At 54.2% G+C, this 24,490-nt stretch carries 17 protein-coding genes; 5 read left to right on the top strand and 12 right to left on the bottom strand.

What is annotated here, in order from left to right:
• Positions 1–5 precede the first annotated feature (5 nt).
• The 6 genes from rraB to nudF form a co-directional block, all read right to left on the bottom strand.
• Complete coding sequence (rraB, locus tag CWE12_RS08810) at positions 6–419, bottom strand: ribonuclease E inhibitor RraB (protein WP_126789323.1); 414 nt, start codon at positions 417–419, stop codon at positions 6–8.
• A gap of 9 nt (positions 420–428) precedes the next feature.
• On the bottom strand, positions 429–1,172 hold the full coding sequence (locus tag CWE12_RS08805; RefSeq protein ID WP_126789322.1) for a 1-acylglycerol-3-phosphate O-acyltransferase: 744 nt from the start codon (positions 1,170–1,172) through the stop codon (positions 429–431).
• Between the two features lie 83 nt (positions 1,173–1,255).
• Positions 1,256–3,553, bottom strand: coding sequence for a DNA topoisomerase IV subunit A (gene parC / locus CWE12_RS08800; RefSeq protein ID WP_126789321.1), 2,298 nt, complete (start codon positions 3,551–3,553; stop codon positions 1,256–1,258).
• Between the two features lie 3 nt (positions 3,554–3,556).
• Positions 3,557–5,443 (bottom strand): DNA topoisomerase IV subunit B, encoded by a 1,887-nt coding sequence (gene parE / locus CWE12_RS08795; RefSeq protein WP_126789320.1) that lies wholly within the window; start codon positions 5,441–5,443, stop codon positions 3,557–3,559.
• An 18-nt stretch (positions 5,444–5,461) separates the two neighbouring features.
• Positions 5,462–5,929 carry a DUF1249 domain-containing protein gene (locus tag CWE12_RS08790; protein ID WP_157981832.1) on the bottom strand — a complete coding sequence of 156 codons (468 nt, stop codon included), beginning with the start codon at positions 5,927–5,929 and terminating at the stop codon, positions 5,462–5,464.
• Between the two features lie 25 nt (positions 5,930–5,954).
• The gene (gene nudF / locus CWE12_RS08785; RefSeq protein WP_126789318.1) at positions 5,955–6,572 is read right to left on the bottom strand and encodes an ADP-ribose diphosphatase; all 618 of its coding nucleotides are present in this window, start codon (positions 6,570–6,572) and stop codon (positions 5,955–5,957) included.
• Between the two features lie 233 nt (positions 6,573–6,805).
• On the opposite strand from nudF, the gene tolC reads away from it, so the two are divergent.
• The 3 genes from tolC to lpxL all read left to right on the top strand — a co-directional run bounded on the left by tolC (position 6,806) and on the right by lpxL (position 10,038).
• Positions 6,806–8,182 (top strand): outer membrane channel protein TolC, encoded by a 1,377-nt coding sequence (gene tolC, locus CWE12_RS08780; protein WP_126789317.1) that lies wholly within the window; start codon positions 6,806–6,808, stop codon positions 8,180–8,182.
• Between the two features lie 70 nt (positions 8,183–8,252).
• Positions 8,253–9,050 (top strand): undecaprenyl-diphosphate phosphatase, encoded by a 798-nt coding sequence (locus CWE12_RS08775; protein WP_126789316.1) that lies wholly within the window; start codon positions 8,253–8,255, stop codon positions 9,048–9,050.
• Between the two features lie 28 nt (positions 9,051–9,078).
• Complete coding sequence (gene lpxL, locus CWE12_RS08770; RefSeq protein ID WP_126789315.1) at positions 9,079–10,038, top strand: LpxL/LpxP family Kdo(2)-lipid IV(A) lauroyl/palmitoleoyl acyltransferase; 960 nt, start codon at positions 9,079–9,081, stop codon at positions 10,036–10,038.
• On the opposite strand, the gene glnE is transcribed toward lpxL, so the two are convergent.
• Both glnE and CWE12_RS08760 read right to left on the bottom strand, forming a co-directional pair.
• A complete protein-coding gene (glnE, locus tag CWE12_RS08765; RefSeq protein WP_126789314.1) occupies positions 10,035–12,911 on the bottom strand; it encodes a bifunctional [glutamate--ammonia ligase]-adenylyl-L-tyrosine phosphorylase/[glutamate--ammonia-ligase] adenylyltransferase in 2,877 nt (958 codons plus the stop codon). The genes lpxL and glnE overlap by 4 nt on opposite strands.
• A 39-nt stretch (positions 12,912–12,950) precedes the next feature.
• Complete coding sequence (locus CWE12_RS08760) at positions 12,951–13,598, bottom strand: CYTH domain-containing protein (RefSeq protein WP_126789313.1); 648 nt, start codon at positions 13,596–13,598, stop codon at positions 12,951–12,953.
• A 226-nt stretch (positions 13,599–13,824) separates the two neighbouring features.
• Between CWE12_RS08760 and putA the strand changes: the two genes are divergently transcribed.
• Together putA and upp are read left to right on the top strand one after the other, a co-directional pair.
• Complete coding sequence (gene putA / locus CWE12_RS08755; RefSeq protein WP_126789312.1) at positions 13,825–16,992, top strand: bifunctional proline dehydrogenase/L-glutamate gamma-semialdehyde dehydrogenase PutA; 3,168 nt, start codon at positions 13,825–13,827, stop codon at positions 16,990–16,992.
• A gap of 141 nt (positions 16,993–17,133) precedes the next feature.
• Positions 17,134–17,763, top strand: coding sequence for a uracil phosphoribosyltransferase (upp, locus tag CWE12_RS08750; protein ID WP_126789311.1), 630 nt, complete (start codon positions 17,134–17,136; stop codon positions 17,761–17,763).
• A gap of 26 nt (positions 17,764–17,789) precedes the next feature.
• Here the strand turns inward: upp and CWE12_RS08745 are convergent, their stop codons facing one another.
• From CWE12_RS08745 to CWE12_RS08730, 4 genes are all read right to left on the bottom strand, one after another.
• Positions 17,790–18,764 carry an META domain-containing protein gene (locus tag CWE12_RS08745; protein WP_126789310.1) on the bottom strand — a complete coding sequence of 325 codons (975 nt, stop codon included), beginning with the start codon at positions 18,762–18,764 and terminating at the stop codon, positions 17,790–17,792.
• Between the two features lie 37 nt (positions 18,765–18,801).
• Positions 18,802–21,990, bottom strand: a complete 3,189-nt coding sequence (locus CWE12_RS08740) for an AAA family ATPase (protein ID WP_198675722.1) — start codon at positions 21,988–21,990, stop codon at positions 18,802–18,804.
• A complete protein-coding gene (locus CWE12_RS08735; RefSeq protein WP_126789308.1) occupies positions 21,977–23,200 on the bottom strand; it encodes an exonuclease SbcCD subunit D C-terminal domain-containing protein in 1,224 nt (407 codons plus the stop codon). The genes CWE12_RS08740 and CWE12_RS08735 overlap by 14 nt, the downstream gene beginning before the upstream one ends.
• Before the next feature lie 97 nt (positions 23,201–23,297).
• Positions 23,298–24,347, bottom strand: a complete 1,050-nt coding sequence (locus CWE12_RS08730; protein WP_198675721.1) for a cytochrome-c peroxidase — start codon at positions 24,345–24,347, stop codon at positions 23,298–23,300.
• Positions 24,348–24,490: the final 143 nt, after the last annotated feature.

Raw genomic sequence — 24,490 nt, 5'->3', positions numbered from 1 at the left:
CACCGCTAGTGCATCACCGGCTCGTCATCGTCTTCGTATTCATCACCATCCAGCTCAGGTAAATAGGTGCCCCAGCCATCATACTCAAGGTCAAATTTTACCACCAGGCTGAAAATTAAATCAGTTTGCTCATTAATTTCGTCCTGTTGCAGCACACTTTCTGTCATCACATCACAACAATAGCCGGTGCTGCCATCTTCCATCTCCACTTCGTCGGCATCTTCGACTTCAAAGCCCTTCTTAGCCAGCTCAACCACGGCCTTTTCCAGCTTGTCGAAATCCACGCCGAATAAATGATGCTCAATCAAATGTGGCTCATCCATGTCAGCGCCCACTTCTTTCAGTTCAGCCAGGGTTTCACGGGTAAACGCACGACAGGACTGTTCACTGTCCAGTACGTCATAGTCGGGGTCGGCCATGGGGCACTCCTATTTTTTTCGCGGAAGGTTGTTATCCAGCGACGCCACTTCAGCGTCCAGTTCGGCTATTTTAGCACTCATTTGCTCATGCGCGGTCTGCATTAACGCACGCGCACCTTCTTTTTTCAGGTTGGCGGTTTCTATCGGCGGTAAAAACTCGATAATCACAGTGCCATTGTGCCAGCGATTAAGGCTTACCTGATTATGGGTTGTCGACATACATACAGGCACTACTGGCACCTTCGCCTGCAGCGCAGTGTGAAATGCACCGGTTTTAAACGGCAACAAACCACGACCATAATTACGGGTGCCTTCAGGAAACATCCACACCGACAGCTTGCGCTGGCGAATAGCTGCTGCAGCGGTACCTATCGTGCCGTGGGCGCGCCCTTTATTCTTGCGGTCAATCAGGATATTTCCGGACAGCCAGTAAAGCTGGCCAAAGAATGGGATCCATTTCAGGCTTTTCTTGCCAATCGTTACCGTGCCCGGTAACAGCGAACGGCTCATGGTAAAAATATCATAGCTGTTCTGATGGTTGGCAATGTAGACAAAAGGCCCCTGCTCTTGCAGACCTTCTGGGACGCGAATAATAAGTCGCAAGCCAAATAAACGGTGCATGCGGCCAAAAACATGCGAAACAAATGCAGTATTATTGCGGTGAAAAGGTCGCAAAATGCAGAACAAACAACCCAATACACCCACTACTACAAAAAATACGGCCAGAATTAAAAGTCGAACTACGGCTAACATGAAACCTTCTCAAGTCGCGAAAAGGGCACAGTATACACCTGTACGCTGAAAAAAACTGCCTTCAGCGTACAGGTGTGATCTTTTTATTCCACTACACCCTCGTCCGGCTCATTGTCCGCCTGGATCGACTTGTCACCCGCTGGTACTTCAGCGAATAAGGCATCCACCCGTTGCAGACCGCGAGGCAGTTTGTTGCCCCGGCGTCCCCGTTCGCCTTCGTAGTGTTCCAGGTCGCTGGCTTTGAGCAATAACTTGCGCTTGCCAGCCATCACCGTCAGTCCGGCGCCCTGCGGCAGTATGGTCATGGCACACACATACTCTTCACGCATTTTTGCCCGGGTAGAGGGAATACTGATCATTTTATTGCCCTTGCCTTTACTCAGCTGCGGCATCTCACTGAGCGGGAATACCAGCAGACGGCCTTCATTGGACACAATGGCCACCCGGTCGTGCTCAATGGTATGCACCGGCACTGGCGCCAGAACCTTGGCAGCACTCGGCAGGCTAAGCAGCGCCTTGCCGTTTTTGACCCGGCTCTGCATATCGCTGAACTTAGTCACAAAGCCGTAGCCGGCATCCGAACCGACCAGATAACACTGCTCGTTAGCCCCCATCAGAACCCGCTCAATCGACTCACCACTGACCAGCGAGAAACGTCCGGTCACCGGTTCGCCATGGGTCCGTGCTGATGGCAAGGTGTGTGCTTCACAACTAAAACTGCGCCCTGAGGAATCAATAAAGACCACAGGCTGGTTACTGCGCCCTTTCGCACTGGCAAGAAACTCATCGCCTGACTTATACGCCAGGGCAGCACCATCAACGTCATGGCCTTTCGCTGCCCGCACCCAGCCTTTCTTCGACAGAACCACCGTTACTGGCTCTGAAGGCGCCAGTTCGCGCTCACTGAATGCCTTGGCTTCACCACGTTCAACCAGCGGTGAACGGCGTGCATCGCCATACTTCTCGGCATCGGCCTGCAGTTCTTTTTTCACCAGCGTTTTTAAACGACGCTCTGACCCTAACAACTTAGCCAGATGCTCGCGCTCTTTTGCCAGTTCGTCCTGCTCACCACGTAGCTTATGCTCTTCGAGCTTCGCCAGGTGGCGTAATTTCAGTTCCAGAATCGCTTCGGCCTGAGTATCCGTTAGCTTAAAGCGCTCCATCAACACAGGTTTAGGCTTGTCTTCGCTGCGGATAATCTCAATCACTTCGTCAATATTCAGAAACGCTATCAGCAAACCTTCCAGAATATGCAGCCGCGCTTCGACTTTATCCAGACGATATTGCAGGCGCCGGGTCACCGTCTGAATACGGTATTGCAGCCACTCACCTAAGATAGTAACGAGGGGCTTAACCTGCGGCCGGCCGTCAAGGCCGAGCATATTAAGATTGACCCGATAACTTTTTTCCAGATCCGTGGTCGCAAACAAATGCGCCATCAGCTGGTCAGTGTCGACCCGGTTCGAACGCGGCACCACCACCAGTCGGGTTGGGTTTTCATGGTCTGACTCGTCCCGTAAGTCTGCTACCAATGGCAGTTTTTTCGCCTGCATCTGCCCCGCAATCTGCTCCAGAATGCGTGCGCCTGATGCCTGATGCGGCAGCGCATCAATAACAATTTCGCCGTCTTCCATTTTGTAGCGCGCGCGCATCCGGATCGACCCTTTACCAGTGCGGTAAATCTGTGCCAGGTCCTTGCGCGGGGTAATAACTTCCGCGTCGGTGGGGTAGTCAGGCCCGTGCACGTGCTCCATCACTTCATCCAGATCAGCGGTTGGCTTATCCAGTAACAGTGAGCAGGCACTGGCCAGTTCGCGGGCATTATGCGGCGGAATATCCGTCGCCATGCCGACCGCGATGCCGGTTATCCCATTCAACAGAATATGTGGCAAACGGGCTGGCAGCACCTTAGGTTCATTCATGGTACCGTCAAAGTTTGGTACCCAGTCCGACGTGCCCTGCCCCAGCTCAGACAATAAAACTTCACTGAAGCGTGACAAACGGGATTCGGTATAACGCATCGCCGCGAACGACTTAGGGTCATCCGGTGAGCCCCAGTTACCCTGGCCATCGACCAGCGGGTAGCGATAGGAAAACGGCTGCGCCATCAACACCATGGCTTCATAACAGGCGGAATCACCGTGGGGATGAAACTTACCCAATACGTCACCGACGGTACGCGCCGATTTTTTATACTTGGCCAGGGCCGACAGGCCAAGCTCAGACATGGCGTAAATAATACGCCGCTGGACCGGCTTCAGACCGTCGCCAATATGTGGCAACGCACGGTCCATAATGACGTACATCGAATAATTCAGGTAGGCATCTTCAGTAAAGCGATGCAGTTCCATTTGTTCTGTGCTTTCAACCATAGTACTCATTGTTTAGGCAAGCTCCACCAGGTTTCCTTTTGACTCCAGCCAGGTTTTGCGATCACCTGAACGTTTCTTCGCCAACAACATGTCCATCAGCGCATCGGTCTGTTCGTTATCTGTCACCGTCAACTGCACCAGGCGCCGGGTATTGGGGTCCATGGTGGTTTCACGCAACTGCAGCGGGTTCATCTCACCAAGGCCTTTGAAGCGTTGCACGTTGACTTTACCGCGCTTTTTCTCCGCTTCAATTCGATCCAGAATGCCTTGTTTTTCGCTTTCATCCAGCGCGTAGAACACCTCTTTGCCGACATCCACACGGTACAGCGGTGGCATCGCCACATAGACATGACCCGCCTCAACCAGCGGTCTGAAATGGCGCACAAAGAGCGCACAGAGCAAGGTCGCAATGTGCAACCCATCAGAGTCCGCATCGGCGAGGATACAAATTTTACCGTAGCGCAGTTTGGTCAAATCAGCGGCGCCCGGGTCGACCCCTAACGCCACCGAAATATCATGAATTTCCTGCGACGCCAGCACCTGATCCGGGTCTACCTCCCAGGCATTGAGGATCTTTCCGCGCAGCGGCATCACCGCCTGAAAATCGCGGTCCCGTGCCTGCTTGGTTGAACCACCAGCCGAGTCACCCTCGACCAGAAAGAGTTCGCCACGCATGGTGTCCGAGGTCGAACAGTCGGTTAATTTACCAGGTAATGCAGGCCCCGAGGTCACCCGTTTGCGCACTACTTTTTTGCTCGCGCGCATGCGTCGCTGAGCATTGTTAATACAAAGCTCGGCTATCTGTTCCGCTAAATCAGTGTGCTCGTTGAGCCACAGGCTAAAGGCATCTTTTACCACACCGCTAACAAACGCGGCGGTCTGACGTGATGACAGACGCTCTTTGGTTTGTCCCGAGAACTGCGGGTCAGCCATTTTTATCGACAGAATGAAGCTGCAGCGCTCCCAGATGTCCTCCGGCGTTAGCTTGACCCCTCGCGGTAACAGGTTGCGAAACTCGCAGAATTCACGCAGCGCTTCGAGCATCCCCTGGCGCAGCCCGTTTACGTGGGTACCGCCTTGTGCGGTCGGGATCAGGTTGACGTAGCTCTCATGCAGACCTTCGCCGCCCTCAGGCAGCCAGGTCACCGCCCATTCAGCCGCCTCTTCGCGGGCACTAAAAGTGCCAATAAAAGGCTCCTGTGGTAAACGTTCAAAGCCGTCCACCGCTTCGCATAAATAATCCTGCAAACCGCCTTCATACAGCCAGTTCTCTTCCAGGCTCTGGTTATGGTCAATAAAGGTAATTGCCAGCCCCGGGCACAACACCGCCTTGGCGCGCAGCTGATACATCAGGGTGCGCACCGAAAATTTAGGCGAATCAAAATATTTTACGTCGGGCCAGAAGCGCAGCGTGGTTCCACTATTGCGTTTGCCCACAGTGCCGGTCACTTCCAGCTCACTGACCTTGTCGCCGTTCTCGAACGCCATCTGATAAACCTGGCCATCGCGCTTAACGGTCACTTCAACCCGCAACGACAACGCATTCACCACTGAGATCCCGACACCGTGCAGACCACCGGAAAACTGATAGTTTTTATTGGAAAACTTACCACCAGCATGCAGCTTGGTCATGATCAATTCGACCCCGGGCAATCCTTCTTCCGGGTGAACATCGACCGGCATGCCGCGTCCGTCGTCGATGACTTCCAGCGACTGGTCGGTATGCAGAATGACTTTAATTGATCGCGCATGGCCGGCAAGTGCCTCATCCACACTGTTGTCTATTACTTCCTGCGCCAGATGGTTAGGGCGCGAGGTGTCGGTATACATGCCCGGGCGACGTCGCACAGGCTCAAGGCCGTTGAGGACCTCAATGGCATCTGCTTTATAATCTGTCATTAGTATTGTTTACCTGAGTTATCTTTTTACCTGAAACTCGAAAGTTGTGCCGCTCGTAGAGATAGCTACATCATGCCAGTGTCCGCGGTGAAAACAAAGCCGTAACCAGTCTGCCAGAAAATGATTAATCTGCCGTTTCTCGTCGCGCTGGTGCATCTGCGGATTTGGCTGTTCATAAGTCGCTGCAAAACGCTCCAGGCCCTGGCTGGAAATCATCTCCGCCAGTTGCATGTCATGATACAGCCGCACCACAAAACTGGACTTAAGGTAGTCCGCCGCTGCACTTTGCTGTTCAACTTTAATGTCGGTTGTGTAAGGCGCTGCGGTTAATATGGTAACGCTGAAGTTAAGCCCTTCGCCCAACGTCAGCTGCCGCACGTCGCCCTGCTGATACTCGTCCGCCAGCAAACCACAGGCCGCCGCATAATTGCGTTCAGCCAAACTTTGCAGCTCACGTAAATCAGGGACGTAGCGCTTCTTATTCATACTACTCCTGGGTTGATTACCCGGTCTACTCCTGTGCCCACTCGTTGCACAGCGTTTCTTTATGCAAGGCCAGCCATTGTAACGCAATGACCGTCGCTGCATTATCTATTTTACCTTCATCCAGTAATTGCATCGCATCGGCCCGCGTGACTGCCTGCACCCGGATATCCTCATGCTCACTCGCCAGGCCACCGTACTCGCTGGCTCGCCGGGCATCAACCCGCGCCATGTAAATATAAATCCGTTCCGTCAGCCCGCCCGGGCTGGACAGGTAACTTAGCGCAAAACGCAGCCTGTCACTGGTTAAACCCGCTTCTTCATCAAGCTCACGCAGGGCTACAGCCTCGACTGTTTCCCCCGGCTCAGTCATACCGGCGACCAGTTCCAGCAACCAGGGCGTTTCGCTGGTGGCGATAGCCCCAACCCGAAACTGCTCCAGCATCACTATCTCGTCGCGTTCCATATCATAAGGTAACACTACCACCGCGTGGCCGCGATCCATCACCTCACGCTCAATGGTTTCACTCCAGCCGCCGCGAAACAGCTTATGCTGCAAACGGTACAAGGTGGTCTTAAAAAACCCCTGGTGCAACGGCTTTTTTTCTAATACCTTCACATCACTGCCCGAAAACTTTACTCTCATCAATTAAGTCACCGTAGATTCTATACCTGTTAACGATTCGGCCATGTTTCATCCAAACATTCTGTTACACTTGGCCGGGCTCAGAAAGTGCGTTTAGCATACGCTTTTCTATAAAAACGCGCTAACATGGCGGCAGTTTCAAAAAAGCAAACAACAAAGCAAAAGAAAAAACATACAAAGCGAAAACCAGCGCAACGCGGTGTTTTTCAATACTACTTTGAAGGAAACGATCGATGAAAATCAAAATCCTGTCACTCGCGCTAAGCTTAGGGCTTGGCCTTTCCGGTTTGACAGCCAACGCCACAGACTTGACCGATATCTATCGTATGGCGCTGGAAAACGATCCTCAGTTATTGCGTGCATCTGCCGAGCGTGACGCCGCCCGTTCTGCTGTTGATGTGTCACGAGCCGACTGGTATCCGCAAATCGGCTTTCGCCTTGGCTATAACTATAACGACTCAGACAGTACCGCTAATGTGGTCAACCCTGATGATCCCGACGGAGAACCCGTCACTGCGATCAACGGTAGCAGTTCGCGTACCTTCAACCGTGAATTAACCCTTAGTCAGGAAGTTTTTAACCTGGGCACCTGGCGTGCCACTGGCATCGTTGAAAAACAAGCCTATCAGGCCGAGGTCAACTACTTACTGACCCGTCAGCAACTCATGCTACGTGTCACCGACGCCTATTTCTCGATCCTCGCTGCGCGCGATAATCTTGAATTTGCCCAATCTGAAAAACGTGCCATTGAGCGCCAGCTCGATCAAACCCGTCACCGCTTTTCAGTCGGTCTGACTGCGGTAACTGACGTGCATGAAGCTCAGGCGCAGTATGACCAGGCTCTGGCCCGTGAAATTCAGGCTCAGAACTCGGTTGAAATCGCCTATGAAGCATTGCGTGAAATTACCGGACGCCAGCATCAGAATGTGCATGTACTGAATACTGAATTATTCGAACCCGTCACGCCACAACCTGAATCACCGCGACAGTGGGTCGATTTAGCTCACGAACGTAACCTGCAGCTGCTGATCAGCCGCAGTGGCCTTGAAATTGCCGACCAGCGCATCGAACTGGCCCGCTCAGGCCACTACCCAACGGTTAGCCTGACCGCCAGCTATGGCAACCGCGATGTAAACTATGGCGGTGGCCGCAGCTATGACGGGCTGGACTCAAGCTCCATCGGTTTACAACTGAACGTGCCACTGTTTAGTGGTGGCCGTACGGTCGCCAGCACCGAAGAAGCCCGCAGTGACTATGTTGCAGTCAGTCAGACCCTGGAAGAAAACCGCCGTGCCGTTGAACGCGAAGTACGCAGCGCGTACCTTGACGTCGTCGCCAATATTTCGACCATAAACGCTCTCGAACAGGCCGTGGTCTCTGCCGACAGTGCACTTAATGCCACCCAGGCTGGCTTTGAAGTGGGAACCCGCACCATCGTCGATGTGCTCGACAGCACCCGCAACCTGTTTAACGCCCGTCGCAATCTGTCTGAAGCCCGCTACGGCTACATTCAGGGTATTTTGCAGCTGCAACAGGCCGCCGGCACTATCAGTGAAGACGAACTTTTTGCTATCAACGACGCACTGCGTCCTGCCCCGCAAGACGACTAGCCAAAAATCGGTTACCATAAGCCGGCTTCGCGCCGGCTTTTTATTATTTGTTCGTCATTGAGTGCCACATATGGATTTATTGCACGTTATAATTCTCGCTATTATTCAAGGTCTTACCGAATTCCTACCGGTTTCGAGTTCAGCGCATTTATTACTGGTTCCGGTTGTTACCAGCTGGCAGGACCAAGGCCTCGCCTTCGATGTCGCCCTGCATATTGGTAGCCTGAGTGCGGTCGTTATTTACTTTCGCCACGAAATTGCGCGCATGTGGTGGGCCTGGGTTCAGTCGCTTCGCACCCGCCAGGTTGACGAAGACGGCAAGCTGGCATGGGCGGTTCTTCTGGCCACCATTCCAGTGGCAGTAGCAGGTTTACTGTTCAACGACGTCATCTCGTCGACACTGCGTTCACCTCTGGTCGTCGCCGCCGGGCTGATTGGCTTCGGTATCGTCCTTGGTATCGCAGACTGGCGCCATCGCGGCAACCGCAGTGAATACCAGATGTCACGCTGGAACGTGCTCTGCATCGCCCTCGCTCAGGCGCTGGCTTTGATCCCCGGCACCTCGCGATCAGGCATTACCATCACCGCCGCGCTTTTCCTTGGTCTGTCCCGCGAAGCCGCCGCCCGTTTTTCGTTTTTGCTCTCTATCCCGGTCATTGCCCTCGCTGGCGGTTACGAGACGTTAGGGCTGGTGCAGGCGGACACCGACGTAGACTGGCTGGCGTTGGTAGTGGGTGCAGTGGTCTCTGGCCTGAGCGCCTACCTGTGCATTCATTATTTCCTCGCTTTTATCCGTAAAATCGGCATGCAACCATTTGTGGTCTACCGTATCCTGCTTGGTTTGCTATTAATTTGGTTCTTCTGGTAAGTTCTGCCGGAAAACATAAGGTATCTGAATGAGCACCACTGAAGACAAGCGCGCAGTCCGTCTGCCCCGTTTTAAACTTCGCTTTTTACTGCCAGTCTATTGGCCCACCTGGTTGATGGTCAGCTTTCTGTACGCGCTGTCATGGTTGCCTTATCGCCTGCAGCTGGCAATGGGTAAAGCCGTCGGTCGGCTACTGATGAAAGTTGCCCCCAAGCGGGTCAAAGTAGCTCGTCGCACCCTCGCGCTGTCGTTTCCGGATATGCCCGGGGACGAACGCGAAAAACTCCTCAAAGAAAATTTTAAAAACGCCGGCATCGCCTTGTTTGAAACGGGTATTGCCTGGTGGTGGCCGGACTGGCGACTGAAACGTAAGATTAAGGTCGAAGGCTGGGAGCATGTACAGAAAAACCTTGATCAGGGTCGCGGCACCTTTGTCCTCCTGTTCCACTTTCTGAATCTTGAAGTACACGCCCGCGCCGTCGGACTGTTCGAACCCTCGGTCGGGCTTTACCGCCCGCATAACAACCCGCTGATGGAATATTTGCAAACCAAAGGGCGTAGCCGCAGCAACAAATACATGGTCGACCGCAAGGACGTCCGTGGCATGATTGGGGCGTTGAAGGATGGCGAAATTGCTGGTTATTTACCGGATCAGGATTACGGCCCGCGACGCAGTGTATTCGCACCTCTGTTCGATGTCGAAGACGCCTGTACAACGACCGGCACCAGTATTTTTGCCAATGTGAAAAATGCGACCACGCTGGTCACCGTACTCGAACGTTTACCTAAAGGACGCGGCTACCGTCTGTTGTTCTACCCGCCAACTCACACCATTCCCAGCGGCGACGAATTCCAGGACGCCTGCAACGTGAATAAGGAAGTAGAACGGGCAGTTGCCATCCAGCCTGAACTCTATATGTGGATGCACCGGCGCTATAAAACCCGGCCAGCTCCGGATTTACCCAGTTACTACCACAACTTAAGCTAACCGTCTGGGTTGACTGAATCCGCTTCCAGCAAGCGCTGCCAGATAGCACTTACCATGGCCGTGTGCTGGCTAAAGTCGTGTTCAGTCAAGCCGCCCTGCTCTGCCAGCGCCAGCCGGTGAACTTTGGCCCGAAACACTTTATAGCTGCTGATTAACGCCGCAGCATCGTCGTCGCTGATTAAGTCATGCTCCGCCGCTACCTCAAGAATCCGTACGTTATCGGTAAATTCACATAACCGAGGGTATTGCTGCGCATAGCCCAGCACCAGAAACTGGGTAATAAACTCGATATCGGTCATGCCCCCTGGCATCTGTTTAATGTCGCTATACCCCTGGCGTGACTGCCACAGGTGGCCGCGCATTTTTTCCCGCATCGCACAAATATCGCTGCGTAACACGTCCAGTTTCCGCGGTTGCTGCAGTCGCTCCGCGCGGATCGAGGCAAACCGTCTGGCCAGGCCATCGTGACCAAACACCATTCGCGCCCGCACCAGTGCCTGTAACTCCCAGGTCCATGCATCGTCCTGCAGATAACTGGCGTAGGTACTCAGCTGCACCACCATCAAGCCGGAGCTACCGGACGGCCGCAAGCGCATATCCACCTCATACAGCACGCCGCTCAGGGTTCGTGTCGTAAACAGGTGCAACACACGCTGCGCCAGCCTCAAATAAAACTGTTGGGCGTCAATCGGTTTAGGCCCCTGGGTCTGTACCTCGGGGATCTCATCACAGACAAACACCAAATCCAGATCCGAGCCATAGCCAAGTTCGATACCGCCCAACTTACCGTATGCGATCACCGCAAAACCGGTATTGTGGGTGTCCCGCCCCGGTGGTGCACCATGGCGGTCGGTCAGCTGCTGCCAGGCCATCCAGACTACCTGTTCAATTACCGCCTCAGCGAGGTAAGTCAGATGGTCGCTTACCTTCATTAAAGGCACAGCATCGTTCACATCCGCCGCCGCCACTTTGAGCTGAAAGCTCTGTTTAACCTGGCGCAGGGCCTCCATTTGCGCTTCCATGTCATCCTGCGGAATGCGGGTCAAAAATTCCTGCACCTGGGCCCGATAACTGGTCAGTACAGGCAGGTCATACAGTTGCTGCGGGTCGATCAATTCATCCAGCAAGTGCGGATAGCGCTGGATCTGATGCGCTATCCAGGGGCTCGCTTTACACAGAATCACCAGCTGTTTAAGCGCCCCCTTGTTACTGGCCAGTAAATCGAGATAGGCGGTGCGCGAGGCAATCGTCTGCAAAATGGTAAAAACCCGTTTCAACAGCTCACTGTTGCCCTCGCATTCAAGCACACGTTCAATGAGCCGGGGCACTACGGTAGCCAGCAACTCGCGGCCGCGCACACCCGGGCTTTTTTTGCGCACATCGCGCCGACAATCACTGATTTCCTTCCACCAGCCTTCCACATCACTGACCCCAGCGTCTGCCAGTACATCCTGAGCCGTCTCGTCGTCGAGTAGATCCTGCCACAGAATGGCAAGTTCACTGTCATCTTCATCCTCCAGATCCTCTTCGCCCCCCACCACATTGAGGAAATGACCATGAACGCACTGCATTTGTTGTTTAATCACCTCCAGCAATGGCTCAAAGCTGTCAAAGCCACAGGCCACGGCGACGCGCATTCGATCCGTGTCATCCGACGGCAAAGTCTGGGTCTGTTCGTCACGCAGTTGTTGCAGCACGTGCTCCACCTTACGCAGCAGCAAATAGGCATAATGCAGCTCGGCGACGCTGTCCTCATTCAGCAAATTCAGTTTTTCACATACATGCAGCGCCTTGAGCAGCGAGCGGGTCTGCAAATCAATGTCGCGGCCGCCCCGAATCAGCTGAAAGGTTTGTGCAATAAATTCAACCTCACGTATACCGCCCGGGCCCAGCTTAATATTGGCACTGACGCCGCGGCGCCGCGCTTCCTGGTTAATCAGCAGCTTCATCTTGCGCAACGCTTCGATGGCGCTGTAATCAATGTAACGGCGGAACACAAACGGCCGTAACAACTGAAAAAGCACCTCTTGCACGCGCTCAGTGGCGTTCAGGTAACGCGCCTTGACCATCGCATAGCGTTCCCAGTTACGCCCCTGCTCCTGATAGTAATCCTCCAGTGCGGAAAAGCTCACCGCCATCGGGCCTGACTGACCAAAAGGGCGCAGGCGCATGTCGACCCGAAACGCCTGACCATCCACCGTTTGCTGGCCCAGCAGCTTAATCAGGTTTTGCCCCATGCGGGTAAAATACAGACTGTGTTCAAGCGATTGCCGTCCACCACGGGTTTCGCCTTCTGCTTCAAAACAGAAAATAAGGTCAATGTCAGAGGAGAAATTCAGCTCGCAGCCACCGAGCTTGCCCATGGCTATCACCACCAGCGGCATGACCTCGTCATTGTCATCGTAGGCGAGCCCCCAACGTGGTTGATAATGCCGTTGCAGCCACTGACAGGCCTGCTCTATCAGCGCATCCGCCAGAGCGCTGTTGGCTTCCAGAAAGTCCGGTACACTCAGTTCACCGAGTAAGTCCTGACACGCCAGCCGGCTCAGCTCGATATGCCGGTAGCGACGAATAATCGCCATTGCCTGGGTATCGTCACTGACATCACTTAACAAGTCAGCCAGCGACGTCTGATGGTTTCCTGGTTGGCGGCGATACACCTCAGCCACCGCCTCTTCGCCATAGCGAATCGCCACCCGCGCGACAAAGTCACTCAGCGCAAATACCCAGGGCAGCCAACGCCCCAGCGTCCGCTCTCGCTCCGCATCGGGTTGCTGCGCTTCAAGGTACGCGGCCCAGTGCTGTTCAGCCTGGTCGCGTAATGGCTGGGGCAAGGTCTGCCAGTCATGTGACCGGGGAGTCAGGTGCTGCATAGCGTCTCCATTAGTAAATCTCCGCTAATAGCTCTGCGCTTACTCGCCGCGCGCCAGACGGAAGCCGCGTTCGGCTTTACTTTTGTTGAAATGTTGTAAATTAAAGCGTGAAGCCAATGTTTCTCCACAATCCACTAGCCCTTGCAGATCACCGCTTAACAGCTCCATTTCCACTTCAAAGACCGGTTCCTGCTTCTCGCCCGCTTGAATAACCCCTTGATCCAAAACAATTTCCAGTTCGCACACTGGGGCATCCAAGGGCCAGCCGCCATGCCAGCGACGGCGCTCAAATTCGACTTTAAACTGCATTTCAAGAGCGTCGTTTACGGCACTAACATTCAGCTTGTCGGGCCACATTGTGGACGGAAAACTTGTTAAATTGGGCTTTAGCTGCTTTCCTTGGGGTAGGTTGTATTCAGGACGCTGGTGCAGGCCATCAGCAATTTGCCCGGCAAGTTTGACCGTTTGCTCGGCGTGTTGTTCGCCTTCGGTAAACCAGCGTCGAATACGGCAGCCAATACGATGGTGGTTTAACTGGCCATCGCTGGTATCAAAATACTCATTACTGAGTTGTAAAGTGGTCTGTGGTTGCATGTGCTGCGTAAGATACTGCATAAGCGCCACAGCCGAATCGTCAGACAGAGTGAACTTAAGTTCACTTTCGGTAGCCGAACTGTCTTGCGTCATAAAAAACCCGTTTAGTCATCAATGATGTGATGCTGCCAAGCATATGCGCTGACGGCCCTTCACTCAAGACTTCACGCAAGACTTCTGTGAAGAAAGATTAAGCGGCATATTTTTGCCAAAATAAGTCCCCCAGAGGGCTTTACCAGGCAGAAAATAAACATATACTGGCGCCGGGACAGCCCGCAGCTTCATTCAGTTGGAGCGGCCGTGTTATACAGGAGACGTAATGTTCAAAGCGAGTAAGGTGTTAGAGACACGTTATCAGGCGAGTCAGCTCGACGAACTGTGGAAAGCCATTTCAGACAATTATATTGTGGATGAAGAGAGCTATCTCAAAGAGCTGATCGAACTGGTTCCTAACGACCAGGACACCATCGACCGCCAGACTGAAAAGTCTCGCACACTGGTAAAACAGGTGCGCAAAGATGCAGGTCGTGGTGATGGTGTGGATGCGTTTTTGCAGCAGTACAGCCTGGACACCCAGGAAGGTATTGTATTGATGTGCCTGGCTGAAGCCTTGCTGCGCATTCCCGATGGCCCCACTGCGGATGCTCTCATTCGCGACAAATTGTCTAGTGGTGCCTGGAAAAATTACATGAAAAAGAGTGAGTCCCTGTTGGTTAATTCCGGCACCTGGGCACTCAATCTGACCAACGAAGTGATCAACCCGAAAGGGCGTGACGACGACACCCCAGTGTCGCGTTTTCGCCGTCTGGTAAAACGGGTCGGCGAACCTGTCGTCCGCCAGGCCACCTATCACGCCATGGAGCTGATGGGTAAGCAATTCGTACTCGGCCGTAGCATTGAAGAAGCACTCAAAAACAGCCGTAAGAACCGCGACATTGGCTATACCCATGCCTATGACATGCTCGGTGAAGCGGCACTTACCATGAAAGATGCCAAGCGCTATCACACCGCGTATGTCGACTCGATCACCAAGATCGCCAAAGAGAACTTCAATAACGAAGAGGAAGTGCCACGGCCAACGATTTCAATCAAATTGTCAGCCTTGCACCCTCGTTATGAAGCAGCCAACCATGAACGGATCATGGACGAACTGGCCACGGACCTGTTAGAGCTGATCAAATTAGCCCAACAGGCCAATGTCGGTGTCACCATCGACGCCGAAGAAATGGACCGTTTAGAGCTGTCACTTGAGCTGTTCGAACGGGTCTATCGCACCGGCGTGTGTAAAGACTGGCCACGCTTTGGCCTGGTAGTACAAGCCTACTCGAAGCGCGCACTACCGGTCTTGTGTTGGCTCAATGCCCTTTCCAGAGAAGTTGGTGACGAGATCCCAATCCGCCTGGTGAAAGGCGCCTACTGGGATACTGAAGTCAAATTGTCTCAGCAGCTTGGCCTTGCCAGCTACCCGGTGTTTACCCGTAAAGCCAGCACCGATGTCTCGTTCATCGCCTGTGCTCGCTATCTGTTAAGTGAAGATACCGAAGGTCAGCTGTACCCTCAGTTTGCTACGCACAATGCGCAAACCATTGTCACCATTCAGGAAATGGCAAATGGACGGCGTTATGAGTTCCAGCGCCTGCACGGTATGGGGAAAGATCTCTACAATACCGTATTGAAAGAAGATCCAGAGCGTACGGTTCGTATTTACGCGCCGGTCGGCGCCCACAAGGACCTGCTGCCATACCTGGTACGCCGTCTGCTGGAAAACGGTGCCAACAGCTCGTTTGTGCATAAACTACTGGACCCAAGTGTAGACGTAGACGAACTGGTCGAGCATCCGCTCACCAACCTGAGTAAAAAGCCGACCTTGCACAACGACAAGATCCCACTGCCAATCGATATTTTGGCTCCACGTAAAAATTCGTCAGGACTTAATATGAATATTCACTCTCAAGGCGATGAATTCTTCGACAAAATTCGTAGCTTCCAGAACAATCACTGGCAAGGTGGCCCGATCGTAAACGGCGAACTGATTGAAGCCGACCACCGTGTCGCAGTTACCAGCCCTCAGCAAACCAGCCATCAGATGGGAACCATCGGCTGGGGCGACGCTAAGCTGGCGGAAAAAGCACTGACCAGTGCCAATAAAGCTTTCCCGGCCTGGACTCGCACCAAAGCCGACGAGCGTGCGGTGAAGCTGGAAAAACTGGCAGATCTGCTGGAAGAAAACATGCACGAGCTGATCGCGCTCTGTACCCTGGAAGCAGGTAAAGGCCTGCAGGACGGTATTGATGAAGTGCGCGAAGCCGTCGATTTCTGTCGTTACTACGCCATTAAAGCACGTGAACTGATGGGCGAAGGCGAAGCACTGCCAGGCCCAACCGGTGAGAAAAACGAACTCTTTGTACAGGGCCGTGGCACCTTTGTCTGCATCAGCCCGTGGAACTTCCCGTTGGCGATTTTCCTCGGTCAGGTCAGTGCCGCCCTAGCTACTGGTAACTGCGTTATTGCCAAACCAGCCGAGCAAACCGGTCTGGTAGCGTACCGCGCCGTTCAGTTAGCGCTTGAAGCTGGCATTCCGGGTGATGTACTTCACTTCGTACCTGGTAACGGTGGAGAGATTGGTGCCTACCTGGTAGGTCAGGAAAATATCGGCGGGGTTTGCTTTACCGGCTCAACCAACACCGCTCAGTCGATCAACCGCGCACTGGCAGCACGTACCGGCGCTATCGTTCCGTTAATCGCCGAAACCGGTGGTCAGAACGCGATGATGGTGGACTCCACCGCGCTGCCTGAACAGGTTGTCACCGACGTGGTGCATAGTGCCTTTACCAGCGCTGGCCAGCGGTGTTCTGCGTTGCGCGTAATTTACGTGCAGGACGACATTGCTGACCGCGTTATCGAGCTACTGAAAGGGGCAATGAAAGAGCTTATCGTCGGCGACCCGATTGACCACAAAACCGATGTTGGCCCGGTGATTGACGGCGTTGCTAAAACCAACCTGGAACAACACATCATTGATATCCAGCAGGCCGGTAAGCTAATTGGTGAAGCGCCGATGCCGGAATACACTCAGGGCGGCACCTTCGTCGCGCCGACTGCGATTGAAATCGACAGCATCAGTCAGCTGGTACGCGAGAACTTCGGTCCTATCCTGCATGTAATCCGCTTCAAGCATAAAGACATCGATAAAGTGATCGACGACATCAATAACACCGGCTTTGGACTCACCTTCGGCATTCACAGCCGCAACGAGACCTTTGCCTATGACGTCGCCCGTCGCATCAATGTCGGCAACGTTTACATCAACCGCAACCAGATTGGTGCTGTGGTCGGTGTGCAGCCGTTCGGTGGTCAGGGTCTCTCCGGTACAGGGCCAAAAGCAGGTGGACCACACTACCTGTATGCCTTTATGACCGAGAAAACCTTCACCGATAACATCACCGCCGTTGGCGGTAACGCGACCTTGCTGTCGCTGGGTGACTAACGCGTAAGCAAAGGCTGAGGCGCTTCGCAGCGCATTGCTCAGCCTGTGATATGCTAAAGGGCAGGTTTATCCTGCCCTTTTTTATTGGCTGCGACCGATTTAAACTTAGCAAATCAGACCACAATTCGACGAGAGACACTCATGGCGTTACATGTTATCCGACACCCGCTGGTCCAGCATAAGCTTGGCCTCATGCGCGACCAGGCGATCAGTACTAAGAGCTTTCGTGAGCTGGCCAACGAACTTGGCAACCTGCTGACTTACGAAGCGACCAAGGACTTCGAACTCGAACCTACGCGGATGACCAGCTGGAACGGCGACAGCATTCAGGTCGAACGTATTAAAGGTAAAAAAGTCACCGTGGTACCCATTCTGCGGGCCGGTATCGGTATGCTCGATGGCGTGCTTAATCTTATTCCAAGCGCCAAAGTCAGTGTGGTGGGTTTGTACCGTGACGAGGAAACGCTTGAGCCGGTCTCCTATTTCGAAAAGTTTGCCGGTAGTATGGATGAGCGCCTGGCTCTGGTGTTAGACCCCATGCTAGCCACTGGTGGCTCAATGATAGCCACCCTCGACTTGCTGAAGAAAGAAGGCTGCACCCGGATCCGGGTATTAGTGCTGGTGGCCGCACCCGAGGGCGTCGAAAAAGTGCTCGACGCACACCCGGATGTCGACATTTATACCGCCTCGCAGGACGACCGGCTCAATGAGCACGGCTACATCCTGCCCGGCCTTGGCGATGCCGGTGATAAGATCTTCGGCACCCGCTAAGCGCAGTACCTATTTTAACAGAGAGCTTAGTGAGACAGACGAATCCGCTCGTCCCCTGTGTCTAACCAAAGGACATCGGTGGCGCCGTCTTCACGTTCAATGCTAAACCGCTGCACCTCGCTGAGCACGCCCAGAAAACGGTACTCAGCGCGCATTTTATCGTCTTCGCAAGCCATCTTGGTGCCTGCCAGTTCGCCAAACTGCAACCCTTCACCGGTTAGTTCATACTGACCAAAATAGCGGTTGCAGGCCGCCCGTCCAGCGACGCTGCCATCGGCGGCGAAACGAACAAAAATCTCATAATCGTCCATCGACTCATCATCAATTGCGGCAACCTGCCAGTCAACGCCCTCCAGCAAACGCTGTGGAATACCGGCACAACCTTGTAGCCGCTGCCCGTCCACTTGCAGTTCAGCCGTCTGTGGGTAAGACATACCGCTCATACTGTCCTCACACAGCGTTTCATGTACCTGATAGGTCAGCTGTTCATCACTGTCTTTAAGCTCTGCCACAACCTCTGTGCTGCCATCCTCACGCCACTCCTGACTAACCACACTGAAGTTCTGCTCGTCTTCGCCCATATTACGCAACACTGCCTCACCCTGGTTGATTTCAATCAACCAGAAAGGTTCGTTGCCCCGCGCAATATGCGGCTCGATTATAGCCCCTGGTCGGGTGCACTCACTGTACGCACGGCTGCCAACCTCGAGTTGTGCGCGCTCCCCTTTACTCCAGAAAACCACGGTGTGGTCGGCATCCTGATTGCTATAGCGCGCACCGGAAGCCGCTTCTACCTGGTTCAACTGATACTGATCGTCGCCCAGGGTCAGCGTGACCTGTTCATCATGCGTTTCTATCTGCACCGGTTGTGCACCACAATGATAAACTGCGGTGGTCGCCTCCTCTGCACCTGAACAGGCCGTCAACAGCACCCCACTCAGCGCGCCAGCCATCGCCATCACAGTGGCCTTCAACCGCGGTCGTAACGTAGCGTTTGTCATTCTGTACCTCTCCTTTTGAATTTCAGCTTTGTCCGCTTTACTTATTACCTGTCTGTTCAGTATCTAACTGGCGTACTCCCGGCCCTGCCAACACCGAGCGTCCAGCGGCTCCAGCCTGAACCTGCAATTGCGTCGCAATGCGCTCCTTCAGCGAGCCGACATGGGATATCAGGCCGATCATTTTTCCGTCCTGACGCAAACTGGCTAACGTATCCAGCGCCTGGTCCAGCGCTTCCTCGTCCAGGGTGCCGAACCCTTCGTCGAGAAACAGCGAATCAACCCGCACCTTGCTGCTCGCCATTTGCGCCAGCCCAAGTGCCAGTGCCAGACTGACCAGAAAACTCTCGCCCCCCGACAGGTTGCGGGTCGAACGGATCTCGCCTGCCTGATAATCATCCATCACGTTCAGTTTCAGTGGCTCAGCCTCATCACGAACCAGCAGATAACGCTCAGTCATTTTCCTAAGCTTTTGATTCGCATAATCAATCATAATCTCGAAGGTCAGCCCCTGGGCAAACTTTCGATATTTTTTACCATCCGCTGAGCCTATCAGGCTATCCAGTGTAGCCCACTCATCGGTCTTTGCCTGTTGTCGCTTAACTGCATCCAGCTTATCGCGTTGCTGACGACGCAATGTCTCGTCTGCTTCCAGCCGGGTTTGCAATGCGCCCTGGCGTTGATGCAGGTCGGCCACCATCGCCTTCAGCCGCTTCAACTCCAGCTGATTCGCTGCGGCGTCTGCCGGTTGGTGAGCTTTCGCTTCGCTCAATTCCCGTTGCAGCCGTTCTGCTTCTGTTTTCAGCCATTGGCTGCTGGCATCCAGTTCCCGTGCCTGTTTACTCAGGCGGGCTTGAGTTGCATCATCAAGTAATGCCTGTTGCAGCGACTCAAGGTCGTCGAAACCAGCCTCGTTTAGACCCGCTTCGAGTTGCTTACCTGCGCTGCTTTGTTCCTGTTCCAGTTCCCCGACCCGCTGCTGCAACTGCTCGCTGCTCAACCGGGCGCGTTCAAACGCCTGTTGCGACTGCAGCGCTTGCTGGCCCAACTGCTCCCGGCTTTGCTCCGCCTGACCCAGGCGTTGCTCCCAGCGTTCAACCACTACTGCAACCGACTCACCAGCCAGTAACTGTTGGCGTTGCTGTTGCAATTGCTCACGGTCCGCACCAGTTCGCTCAACACGGGTCTTTAAATCAGCGCTCAGTCGTTGCTTCTCGTTACGCTGTTCCTGAACTCCTTCTAAACGGGCACTGAGACTGGCCAGTTCGCCGCGCAACGCTTGCTGCTTTTCCCGTGTCGCTTCGTAGCGATCACGCATAGTTTGCAACTGATGCAGCATGCCGGTCTGCTTTGCGGCTGACATATCACTGCCCTCAGCCTCATCTCCCAGCCACCGTGACACCCGCGCCTGCCAGCTTTGCAGCAACTCATTATAGCCCTGTTGCGCCCGTCGCACGTGCTGCTGCTCACGTTCCAGCGCAGTCTGTTGCGCCTGTTCCTGTTGCACGCGTTCACTCGCCCCCACCGCCTGCTCAATTTCAAGCTGCTGCAACTGTTGCTGGGTTGCCACCAGCGAGCGCTCGAGCTGAGCCAATTCGTTACGTTTGGCCTGCAGTGTCGACTCCACACAGGCATCACTTTGCAATGGCGCAGGATGTTCCACCGAACCGCATAAAGGGCAGGCTTCGCCTGCTACCAGTTCGTTGCGAAAATCCGCCAGCTTTTGCTCCAGCTGGGTCTGACTAATCGCCTCCTGCAAGGCCTGGTAACGTTGCTTATCGACACCTAGCTGTTTAGTTAGCCTGTCCTGTTGCTGCGCCAGCTGCGCACTGCTTGGTTTGGCCTGCAGCGCCTGCAATGCCTCTCGTTGCCGCTTCAGCGACTGCTCTGCAGCAACACATTCGGCCTGGCGTTGCTCAAGCTGAGCCCGCTGTTCGCTCAGTAGCGGTAGCTGGTTTGCCAATTCACCGTCGCTCGAGTGCGCTTCCAGCCAGTCTGTCAGCGACTGCAATTCATCCTGTTGCTGGCTAAGCGTCTGCTCCAGTTCACTGGCGCTGTCAACCAGCGCGCTCAGCTCGTGCTGCGCCTTTTCCTGCTGCGCGCACTCACTCTGGTAACGCTGTTTAATCAGCTGCAAACTTTGCTCCAGCGTCCGGGCTTTTTCGATCTCCGGTTGTAGCGTCGTCCATTGCTCTTTGCTTGTAGCAAATTCGTCGCGGGCACGCTGCGCCTGCGCCCCGGCTTTTTCAGCATTATCTTTAAGCGTTGGCAAAGCTGCCTGCTCGCTAGTAAACTGTTGCTGACTTCTGGTCAGTTGTTGTTGCAGGTAACGCAAATGGCTTAGTGCACTGGCAAAAGGTCGCGCCTGAGCATCCTTTTCCAGCTGCCTGCGTTGCTCTGAAAATTCGGCAACCTCGCTACTATGGGCGGCCTGACGCCCGGTCAGCTGGGACCACTCATGCTCCAGTTTGGCCAGGGTTTCAACCCACTGCGCCGAACGCTCACAAGCCTGATACTGCGTGTCCGTTTGTTCAACCTGCGCCTTAACCTGGTTCAGCTCTGCCTTAATCGCGTCCCGTTCCTCTTCAGCCAACGGCTGAATAGTCCCGAGCTCGTCCTGCAAACGCTGCAATAGCTCCCGTTGCATCTTGTATTTACTGTGGGCCGCTTGCGAAATTCGCGCATAAATTTCACTGCCGGTAATCTGTTCCAGCAGCGCACTACGCTCGCCTTCATCGGCATTTAAAAACGCAGCAAACTGGCCCTGCGCCAGCATCATCGAACGGGTGAAACGGTTAAAATCGAGTCCGCTTAACTGCTCTACCACCGCCGGTACCTGACTCACCTTCTCTTCCAGCAACTTGCCGGTCGCGGCATCAATCAGTTCATGTCGCGGGTGCTGCAGCGCACCGCCCGCTTGCCGCCGTGCCCGGTGCTGATACCAGAATGCGCGGTACTCGCCCTGCTCAGTGGCGAAACTAACCTCTGCCATGCACTCACCCTGATGGCGTGACATCACGTCGTTGTCTGACTTGGTTATTTTGCCCAGCCGCGGTGTTTGTCCATACAGAGCCAGGCAAATTGCATCCAGAATAGTGGTTTTACCCGCGCCGGTGGGGCCGGTTATCGCAAACAAACCTTCATTCACGTAATCCGGGTGGGCGAAATCGATTTCCCAGCTGCCATGCAACGAGTTTAAATTCTGCAGTCGAAGCTTAGTGATCCGCATTCGGGTCCTCCTCCGCCAGTTCCTGCAACAACTGGGCATGCAGTTCAGTCAGTCGCTGCCCTTCATCACCTTCTATCTCACTGGCTTCAAGGCGGCGTTTAAAGACATCGTCTGTGGTCAGCTGCTGCAGGCTTTCTTCACTCATTGTGCGCTTCAGGGTTTTCTCCCGTAGCGCCGGGTTGCGCACCCGTAACACCTGTACCTGGGTATCCGCCACCCATTCTGTCAGTCGTTGGCGCAGGTCACGAATGTAATCAGTGCCGCTGTATTCCACTTCCACCCAAATAGCTTCCTCTGCCTCAATCAATTGCTGCAACGCCGGCTGCAACTGCTCAAGATCCCCTTTTATCCGCTCCATGCGCTGAAAAACCGGTATCGGCAGCGTCGACACCTGCGCCTCACGGCCTTCAAAATCAATCAATACCACTTCTTTCTGTTGCCCCACTTCACCAAAACCCATCGCAATCGGCGAGCCGCTATAGCGCCGTGTAGGGTCTTTCGCTACCAATTGCGGAACATGTAAATGACCCAGGGCCAGATAATCAAAAGCATCCGGAAACGCCGACGCTGGCACCTGCCCCAGCGACCCCACATACAGGTCACGTACACCATCGCCCTCACGTAATTCGCCACCCACGGTGAACAGGTGCCCCATGCCAATAATCGGCACCTCGCGCTTGCCTCGTTTAGCCACCGCGGCCTCGGCGGTTTGCGCATAGTGAGCTTTCACTCCCTGCTGCACCTTACGTTCTTTGTCAGCAATGCCTTCACCGTCCTCGGCGCTGCGCAAATCACGCTCACGCAGGTAAGGAACCGCACACACAATCAACTCTAATTCGCCGTCGTGCTGAAGACACAGCACTTCGTTTGTTGGGTCTTCACAGGCCTCGCCAATCACATGCACATTCAACGCACTTAGCAACTGCTGCGGTGCATCCAGAAACGACGGTGAATCATGGTTGCCACCAATCACCACCACATGGCGGCACTGTGTGGCAGCGACCCGGGCCAAAAACCGGTAGTACAGCTGCTGGGCATAGTTGCCGGGGGTGTTGGTATCAAAAATATCGCCGGCCACCAGCAAGGCTTCAACCCGCTGTTCCTTGATAGTCTGCAACAACCAGTCGAGAAAAGCGGCAAATTCATGATGCCGTTTTTGCCCGTAGAGCACCCGTCCCAGGTGCCAGTCAGACGTGTGAAGTACTCGCATCGACAACCAGTTTCCTTGTGTCCGAAAAACAAAAAGAATAAAAAAAGCCCCGCAGTTTTTCACTGCAGGGCTCAGTCTAGCACGGACTCAATCGTGATTACTCGCGCTCAAAAGGCACCGGCTGTGGCGTATTTTCAGTCGACGGTGGCAGTTGCGGCAGCGTAATTTGTGGCTGTTCGCCGGTCAGCGTGCGCATAAAAGCGACCATGTTATCGATATCCGCTTGCGGCAGTTCCCGCCCTAGCTGCAAATAGGCCATAATTTCCGTCGCCTCTGCTAAAGTCCACACTGCACCATCATGAAAGTAAGGGTAGGTTCTTTCGACATTGCGCAACGAAGGCACCTTAAATGAAAAACGGTCTCTTTCTTCACCAGTGGCTTCAAAACGCCCCTGCGACGGATTCTCGGTGAGGTACTCATGAACCAGCCCCATGCGATGAAAGTCTTTCCCGCCCAGCGCTTCGCCATAATGGCAGGCGACACAGCCTATAGATTTAAACGTCTCATAGCCTGCCAGTTCATCTGCAGTTATGGCGCTGTCATCGCCTCGCAGCCATTGGTCAAATCGCGAGTTTGGCGTGACCAGAGTTTCCTCAAACTCCGCAATCGCGTCGGTGACATGGTCAATCCCGATATCGCGGGTGGCATAAACGGCTTCAAACATATCCACATAAGCGGGAATCGAACGCAACACCTCAATCGCCAGGGTGTGGGTATAGGCCATTTCCATTGGGTTATCGATGGGGCCTGCCGCCTGTTCCTGTAACGTCGCCGCACGGCCATCCCAGAACTGCGCCATATGCAGGCCCGCATTCAACACTGTCGGCGAATTAATCGGCCCTTCCTGCCAGTTATGGCCAATCGACGTTGGCAGGTTATCCGTACCACCACGGCTCAGGTTATGGCACGAATTACAGGAAATAAACCCGGAACGCGACAGTCGGGGTTCGAAAAAGAGCTTTTTACCCAGTTCAACTTTTTCCGGGTGCTCACTTTGGTAGGGCGCAATAGGCTGCACTGGTTCATTAGCAAGCCGTTCGCTGGCGTGGTCGGTACTGCCTTCACTGCTCGTTTCGGCAACTGCCGTCAGCAACCAGCCGGTCGCTGTTGCGCTCATAGCAAGCACTACTAACATTCGTTTAAACATGGTCTCGTTCCCCCTTTCCCATTCGGGCCAAGTATTCAGCATAGCTGCTGGCGGGTAAACAAACTTGACCTGAGTCAAACAAGGCGCCTATAAACAGGGGGTTAGTTTAGTTTGCGCGGCTCGCTGCGCAGAGTGGTTTTAAT

The sequence above is a fragment of the Aliidiomarina sedimenti genome, assembly GCF_003986955.1.
GTDB classification, from domain to species: domain Bacteria; phylum Pseudomonadota; class Gammaproteobacteria; order Enterobacterales; family Alteromonadaceae; genus Aliidiomarina; species Aliidiomarina sedimenti.
This window is presented reverse-complemented; position numbering and strand designations above follow the sequence as displayed.

Coding starts and splice junctions, on each gene's coding strand:
- rraB (WP_126789323.1), bottom strand. CDS start 419: ATGGCCGACCCCGACTATGACGTACTGGACAGTGAACAGTCCTGTCGT.
- CWE12_RS08805 (WP_126789322.1), bottom strand. CDS start 1,172: ATGTTAGCCGTAGTTCGACTTTTAATTCTGGCCGTATTTTTTGTAGTA.
- parC (WP_126789321.1), bottom strand. CDS start 3,553: ATGAGTACTATGGTTGAAAGCACAGAACAAATGGAACTGCATCGCTTT.
- parE (WP_126789320.1), bottom strand. CDS start 5,443: ATGACAGATTATAAAGCAGATGCCATTGAGGTCCTCAACGGCCTTGAG.
- CWE12_RS08790 (WP_157981832.1), bottom strand. CDS start 5,929: ATGAATAAGAAGCGCTACGTCCCTGATTTACGTGAGCTGCAAAGTTTG.
- nudF (WP_126789318.1), bottom strand. CDS start 6,572: ATGAGAGTAAAGTTTTCGGGCAGTGATGTGAAGGTATTAGAAAAAAAG.
- tolC (WP_126789317.1), top strand. CDS start 6,806: ATGAAAATCAAAATCCTGTCACTCGCGCTAAGCTTAGGGCTTGGCCTT.
- CWE12_RS08775 (WP_126789316.1), top strand. CDS start 8,253: ATGGATTTATTGCACGTTATAATTCTCGCTATTATTCAAGGTCTTACC.
- lpxL (WP_126789315.1), top strand. CDS start 9,079: ATGAGCACCACTGAAGACAAGCGCGCAGTCCGTCTGCCCCGTTTTAAA.
- glnE (WP_126789314.1), bottom strand. CDS start 12,911: ATGCAGCACCTGACTCCCCGGTCACATGACTGGCAGACCTTGCCCCAG.
- CWE12_RS08760 (WP_126789313.1), bottom strand. CDS start 13,598: ATGACGCAAGACAGTTCGGCTACCGAAAGTGAACTTAAGTTCACTCTG.
- putA (WP_126789312.1), top strand. CDS start 13,825: ATGTTCAAAGCGAGTAAGGTGTTAGAGACACGTTATCAGGCGAGTCAG.
- upp (WP_126789311.1), top strand. CDS start 17,134: ATGGCGTTACATGTTATCCGACACCCGCTGGTCCAGCATAAGCTTGGC.
- CWE12_RS08745 (WP_126789310.1), bottom strand. CDS start 18,764: ATGACAAACGCTACGTTACGACCGCGGTTGAAGGCCACTGTGATGGCG.
- CWE12_RS08740 (WP_198675722.1), bottom strand. CDS start 21,990: ATGCGGATCACTAAGCTTCGACTGCAGAATTTAAACTCGTTGCATGGC.
- CWE12_RS08735 (WP_126789308.1), bottom strand. CDS start 23,200: ATGCGAGTACTTCACACGTCTGACTGGCACCTGGGACGGGTGCTCTAC.
- CWE12_RS08730 (WP_198675721.1), bottom strand. CDS start 24,347: ATGTTTAAACGAATGTTAGTAGTGCTTGCTATGAGCGCAACAGCGACC.